Source organism: Anaerovibrio sp., from assembly GCF_024697385.1.
In the GTDB taxonomy this organism is placed as follows: Bacteria; Bacillota; Negativicutes; order Selenomonadales; family Selenomonadaceae; genus Anaerovibrio.
The window spans coordinates 1-5,985 of the sequence record NZ_JAILFV010000051.1 but is presented as its reverse complement, the minus strand read 5'-3'; the positions used below and the strand labels follow the sequence as shown (position 1 = coordinate 5,985).

The window sequence follows — 5,985 nt, the reverse complement described above, 5'->3', positions numbered from 1 at the left end:
ATATGTCATATAATTGTTGCGTAAAATATTTTGTTTGTGCATACTTATATTTTACACCAAGAGCGTGGTCTTGCGAGACTGCGTTCTTATTTTTTTGTACAAAAAAGGACTGCCGACTAATTTCTTAGTGCGACAGCCCCTTTTCTTTATACAAAAAAAGGCAAAATGCCTGAGCATTTTGCCTGGATAATATTTAAAATTTATTTACTGATTGCCTTAAAGGCAGCTGCCTGGGCAGTCATCCCTCTTTCTGATGCCAACCTTTCAATGGATGAAGCTCCAAAGAATCCATCTATTTCCGGAACATTCTTGATTACATATGCTGCATCCTCCGGATCAGCTATAGGCCCACCATGACAGATAACCATAATATCCGGACGAACTTCACGCCCTGCCTTGATTATGGCACGGATTTTTTCACAGCAATCATCCAGGGTAACAGCGGTTTCAGCACCAATAGATCCCTTTGTGGTCAGGCCCATATGAGCAACCAGAATATCAGCACCTGCTTCAGCCATTGCCTTGGCCTGCTCAGGATCAAATACATATGGACAGGTGAGCATATCCAGCTTATGGGCTTCACGGATCATATCGACCTCAAGGCCGTAGCCCATACCTGTTTCCTCAAGATTTGCCCTGAATTTTCCATCTATGAGTCCCACAGTAGGGAAATTCTGAACACCATTAAAGCCTTGATCCTTGAGCTGCTTAAGGAAAATTTCCATAACCCGGAATGGATCAGTACCACAGACGCCTGCCAGTACAGGAGTCTTTTTTACAATAGGTAAAACCTCCTGGCCCATTTCGATAACGATGGCATTTGCATCACCATAGGACAATAATCCGGAAAGAGAACCTCTACCGGCCATGCGGAACCTCCCTGAATTATATATTATAAGCATATCTACATCAGCTTTTTCACTGCATTTTGCAGTAATACCTGTTCCTGCACCAACACCTACCAAAATCTTTCCCTGCTTTACCTGGTTACGAAAATCCTCTATAATCTCACTTCTGCTCTTCTTTAACATGTTTCTCCTCCTCACATAAAAACTTGCAACAACCCTTGTCACCATGAAGCTTATTCCTTATCTCCCGGAAGCTCCCATCAGTTCAATCAGGCGTTTTGCTGCAGTTTCAGCAAATTCCTGATCGTTTATATTATTATTCATTTCACAAATATCAACATTTTTATTATTGATTTTATCCTTCAGTGTATCAAAAAGTGCTTTTCGTTCCTCAACGCCATTAAAAGGCTGTCCATCAGCATCAATCATGGATACTCCCTGCTGTGGCAGCATAACAGTCATTGGTACTTCTGACTTGTCCCACTTCTCCGCCAATCTTACAGCAATATCCTTGTTCTCCTGTACAGTAGTCCTCATAAGGGTTACTGTTGGATTATGCTTATATAAATTACGGTTTTTAAACTGTTCAGGTACTGTTTCCATAGGCCCAAAATTTACCATGTCACAAGCGCCTACTGAAACAACCTGAGGAACTTGTCGTCTAATAGCAGCACCACAACGGTCCGGACCAGCTGTCAGGACACCACCTACAACCTCATCACACCACTCCGTAGTGGTAAGATCCAATACACCGGCAAAGAAACCTGCATCAATCAGGGCATCCATTGTCCTGCCGCCTGTACCGGTAGCATGGAATACCAGGACCTCATATCCGTGTGCTTCCAAATAGTCCTTGGCATAATTTATACATGGGGTAGTAACACCAAACATGGATGCTGCTACCAGTGGCTTTTCCTCTGTTTTTTCCTCCTTCAGTTTTTCTCGTCCTTCCACCATGCCCACAATAGCCAACACGGCATTACTAAAAATACAACGGGAAATCTTATTGAGTCCGGCAACATCCACTATGGAAGGAATCATGACAATATCACTGGTACCAACATATTGTGAAACATTACCCGATGCCATTGTTGAAACCATTACCTTCGGAACACCTATAGGCAACTCCCGCATGGCTGGAGTAACCAATGAGGTACCTCCACTTCCTCCAAAGGAGATAATACCATCAAACTTTCCTTCCTTATAAAGTTTTGGAACAAGAAGCTGCATTCCCTTTGACAATGCCTCCGTAGCCATCGCCCTGTCCTTGCGTTTGACAATTTCCCTGATATCCTTGCCTGCAGCCGCAGCAATTTCATCATTGGTAACATCCACCTCAAAAGGAGCTTCAAAAACTCCGGTATGAATCATAAATGGACGCAGCCCCAGCTCTTCCACGAGCTTCTTTACATACAAAAACTCCTTCCCCTTGGTATCAAAAGTACCTGCAATAGCAATAGTTTTCATTATCAAGCCTTCTTTCTCACCATCCTGATAATTTTGAACCGGTTCATTCTATGTTTTTATTGTAGTTTATTGTTTTATATATGTAAATGTGTTTATATTACTTTTATATGTGTTTTTATGCTCAATTTATCATTAAACATAAAAATAGTTGTGTTTATATTAACAAAAAATATAATGACACAACTATTGATTCTTATTTATTGTTATTTATTTGTCTTAACATATATTTCTTCGGTGAAATACCAACATACTTCTTAAACATCTTTGAAAACTGCATGTAATCACCATAGCCTACCCTAAGGGCAACCTCCTTACAGTTCAGCTGTGATTCCTCCAGAAGCTCTCTTGCCTTACCGATGCGATAATCCAACAAATATTTTGTAAAGCTGACACCGGTTTCCTTTTTAAATCTGCTACTAAGATATGTAGAGGACATATGGGCAATTAAAGCGATATCCCCCAACTGTACTGGTTCCATATAATGTTCTTCAATATACTGCCGGATGGAATCAACAACATTCCCCCGGCGCCAGTTCCGTTCTATCAGCTGCTGCACAGAGTTGTTGTCATTTGAATTATCAAAGAATTTAAAGGATTTTATAGTTCCCAGTACAGAATCCTCAATAGGGATACGATCAAAGGTAGAACCGCCGATATACCCCTGACAATCTGAATTCTTGTACAAATAGTGCATATCGGAAAGAGTATTGGCAGGACCGGCATAAATCATCCGTATTGCCTCCGGATTTTTTTTCTTGCACATGGCAAAAATCTCACTCATCAATTTTCTAGCTTCACCCAGAGAAATGTATTTTTTGGCACCAAGAATTCCTCCCTTGGTAAGTCCCAAGTGGATACAAATAACGTCGGCTCCCGCTGCCAGCATTTTTTCGGCTTCATCCCTGTTGGTAACAAAAGCCATGGTAAAAAGCCCCAGATGATTGGCCAGCCGGATGGTGGCTATCTCACGATTATAGGTACTTCCTTCCTGTTCAAGGGCATTTCTGAAATTTCCGTCTATCAATGCAATTGTAGGGAAATTAACTATTCCGGAAAACCCATTCTCCTTAATCTTATTAAGATAATCATACATTTGTATGGTGGGATCTGTGGCCATCAACCCAAAAAGCATAGGGATATCATCCCTTACAACGGGAAAGATTTCCCTGGTCCCCATTTCCATTACCTGTTCATTGTTATTACCAAAACAAAAATAGCTGGCTAAGGAACTGCGCCCCATTATACGGTATTTCCCGGCAGACAAAACCAGCAGCAAATCTGCTCCTCCCAGTCTTGCCAGCTTGGCAGTCATTCCCGATCCGACTGATGCACCTATAATATGGCCATTCACATGGAGCTGTGCCATAAGCTGACGCAATACCTGTTCCTTATCCAAGAAAATTCTCCCTTCATAAATTTCAATCTAATTAAAAGGCAGCCTCAACCTCAAATGAGTCAAAAATCAGCTTTGAATTAACAGAAGAATCATAAATATAGAATGTATGCCCTACAGTATTGTTCGAAAAAATAATTCCTACATTAACATAGCCAAATGAAGAAGAAAGTTTTTTTACCACGGTCCCCTGGTTGTAAAGTGTGACATCCAGATGAAAATCATTTACATAATTCCACGTATATCTCTGTCCGTTGAAAAATTCTCCTTCAATCATCACCTTACCATCATAGCAGGTAACATTGGTGGCATAATAAACACTGCGATAATTGGCCCTGGCCTGACTCCTCAATGACGAATGCTGACCAGACAATGATTTGCGGAAATTATCCAATCGCAACAACGCTTCACTGCGGGCCTTGCGTTCGGCCTCTATGCGCTTTTGTTCTGCAACAGCATGATACCTTATCAGGTATGCATCCAAATCCTTAGGCAAATTCCCCAGCTTCATGTTTTGGTCAATGGCAAAATTATCCATATGGGCATTATCCGCCATATTTGACAAACTGATTATCTTGTCAGAAAAATCCTTCGTAACCTTACCCGGTGCTGCCGGGTTATCAGGTGTGTTCACCAGCATTTCATGGACAGAATTTAAAATATCTGCTTCCATTTCCAGCCCGGACACCAAGGATGCATTATAATCCTTATACCTCTTGCCTGTCCTGATTTTTTTCAAATCCGCAGTTACCTGATTAAACCTTTTTTGTATATCCTCGTATTTGTGGATATAATTTTTGGTATTGTCAGATTCCGGATTGCCATCCAGATTATTTATCTCTGATAAAACAGTATGTGCTTCTGCCAATACATTATCTGCTTCCTGCACTTTATTAATATAGCGGTCTTCAATACCATAAAAATAACCAATAACCCCTAATATTACCACGAGAATCACTGCTCCCAGGGCAATCAACGGGCCCTTGCCAATCCTGTCCAAAAAACCACGATTATCAACAGGTGGCACATATTGCTGGTACTGATAACCATTGCCCGGAGTTTCCACAGTGGAATTATTTTGCAAGCTCTGAGGAGACACAACAGGCATCCTGACAGTATTTTCCGATGGCACGACCTGATTCATATCAGGCTTCGGTTTGCCACAATTTACGCAAAAATTATTACTATTTTCAAACCCACAAGAACAAATCCATTTTGACATTAAACTACTTCTCCCTCATTTATTACTTTACAACCAACTGCCATAATATATATCTCCCCATATAATATATGGTCACAATCAGCGGACTGTATTATGTATCATTGTCAGATTCAAACAAATCTATGCAATCCTGCAGGTCGCAGGCAGCTCCTTTGACGGATATTCTGTTACCTTCCTGAAAGAACGCCTCCAGCCACTCATAAAACAGCTCTTCAGATTCATGTTCCCAGGATTTTGATTCCAACCATTCCCGCAGCCTATGCTGACTAGTAAAGGATTTTTCAGTACGCACCTAAAGCACCTCCCCCAAAGCATCCGAATCAGACCAATTCAGGCAGCTTTTAATTCTCCCTCCGTAATCCAACCGAATTAACCCCTTTTGTTAATTTATTTTATTATTTTAATAATATCATAAACAACTTTTACAAACAAAATAAAACCTAAAATTAAATGTTAAATAGCTTAACATCCAATCTTAGGCAAAAATTAAATAATAATCCTTTTTATTCATATCCCGTATCTATCAAAATCCCATAATCTTCCACGATTACAAAAATCATATTTCAGGATATTCCCTGCCTCGCCATTGACTGATAACCAGCCGGCAGAAAAATTTATAAAAGTCATCAAACTTCTCTGTTCCATCCACGATTTCCCTAGGAAGACCAATCCTGCCTGAAATAGTGGACACAATATCCTGTGGAACACGCTCTTCCCCATTTTCATATTTTCTGTATACATTAGGTCCCAATCCGATAAATTCAGCATAAGTGACTAAACTGTCATCAGGCATTGTAGCGCGTCTGATTTCCAAAAGGCGGTCACTAACAACAGACATCTCCTCTCACCCTCTCCATATAATAAAAATGCCATTATTCAAAATTCTTCATGGAAGAAACTCCTTTGACTTTAGTTTTATAACGCCATTGTTCAAATTTTTCTTTTAAAAAGAAAAATCTTCCAATTAGCGTTTCAACGAGGTGGGAGATATGCTCACCACCTGTTAAAGCTTGTCCCCCCACCTATAGAGGAAGGGGACATCTTACACCGAGTTA

Annotated in this window: 6 protein-coding genes; all 6 read right to left on the bottom strand. The window is 40.5% G+C overall.

Translation table 11 applies throughout. The features are described from left to right. Positions 1 to 200: 200 nt before the first annotated feature. Positions 201 to 1,031, bottom strand: coding sequence for a phosphoenolpyruvate hydrolase family protein (locus K6C05_RS02390; RefSeq protein ID WP_296730832.1), 831 nt, complete (start codon positions 1,029 to 1,031; stop codon positions 201 to 203). Positions 1,032 to 1,088: 57 nt separating this feature from the next. Then, complete coding sequence (locus K6C05_RS02385) at positions 1,089 to 2,315, bottom strand: Tm-1-like ATP-binding domain-containing protein (RefSeq protein ID WP_296730830.1); 1,227 nt, start codon at positions 2,313 to 2,315, stop codon at positions 1,089 to 1,091. A gap of 193 nt (positions 2,316 to 2,508) precedes the next feature. After that, positions 2,509 to 3,711, bottom strand: a complete 1,203-nt coding sequence (locus K6C05_RS02380; protein ID WP_296730829.1) for a phosphoenolpyruvate hydrolase family protein — start codon at positions 3,709 to 3,711, stop codon at positions 2,509 to 2,511. A gap of 31 nt (positions 3,712 to 3,742) precedes the next feature. Continuing rightward, positions 3,743 to 4,930, bottom strand: a complete 1,188-nt coding sequence (locus tag K6C05_RS02375; protein ID WP_296730828.1) for a hypothetical protein — start codon at positions 4,928 to 4,930, stop codon at positions 3,743 to 3,745. Between the two features lie 91 nt (positions 4,931 to 5,021). Beyond that, positions 5,022 to 5,222: a hypothetical protein gene (locus K6C05_RS02370; RefSeq protein ID WP_296730827.1), complete on the bottom strand. Its 201-nt coding sequence runs from the start codon at positions 5,220 to 5,222 to the stop codon at positions 5,022 to 5,024. 264 nt (positions 5,223 to 5,486) lie between these two features. Then, positions 5,487 to 5,768: a hypothetical protein gene (locus K6C05_RS02365; RefSeq protein ID WP_296730826.1), complete on the bottom strand. Its 282-nt coding sequence runs from the start codon at positions 5,766 to 5,768 to the stop codon at positions 5,487 to 5,489. Between the last annotated feature and the right edge of the window lie 217 nt (positions 5,769 to 5,985).

Bases quoted from the DNA above. Each gene is read 5' to 3' on its own strand.
- K6C05_RS02390 (WP_296730832.1), bottom strand. From the start codon at position 1,031: ATGTTAAAGAAGAGCAGAAGTGAGATTATAGAGGATTTTCGTAACCAG.
- K6C05_RS02385 (WP_296730830.1), bottom strand. From the start codon at position 2,315: ATGAAAACTATTGCTATTGCAGGTACTTTTGATACCAAGGGGAAGGAG.
- K6C05_RS02375 (WP_296730828.1), bottom strand. From the start codon at position 4,930: ATGTCAAAATGGATTTGTTCTTGTGGGTTTGAAAATAGTAATAATTTT.
- K6C05_RS02365 (WP_296730826.1), bottom strand. From the start codon at position 5,768: ATGTCTGTTGTTAGTGACCGCCTTTTGGAAATCAGACGCGCTACAATG.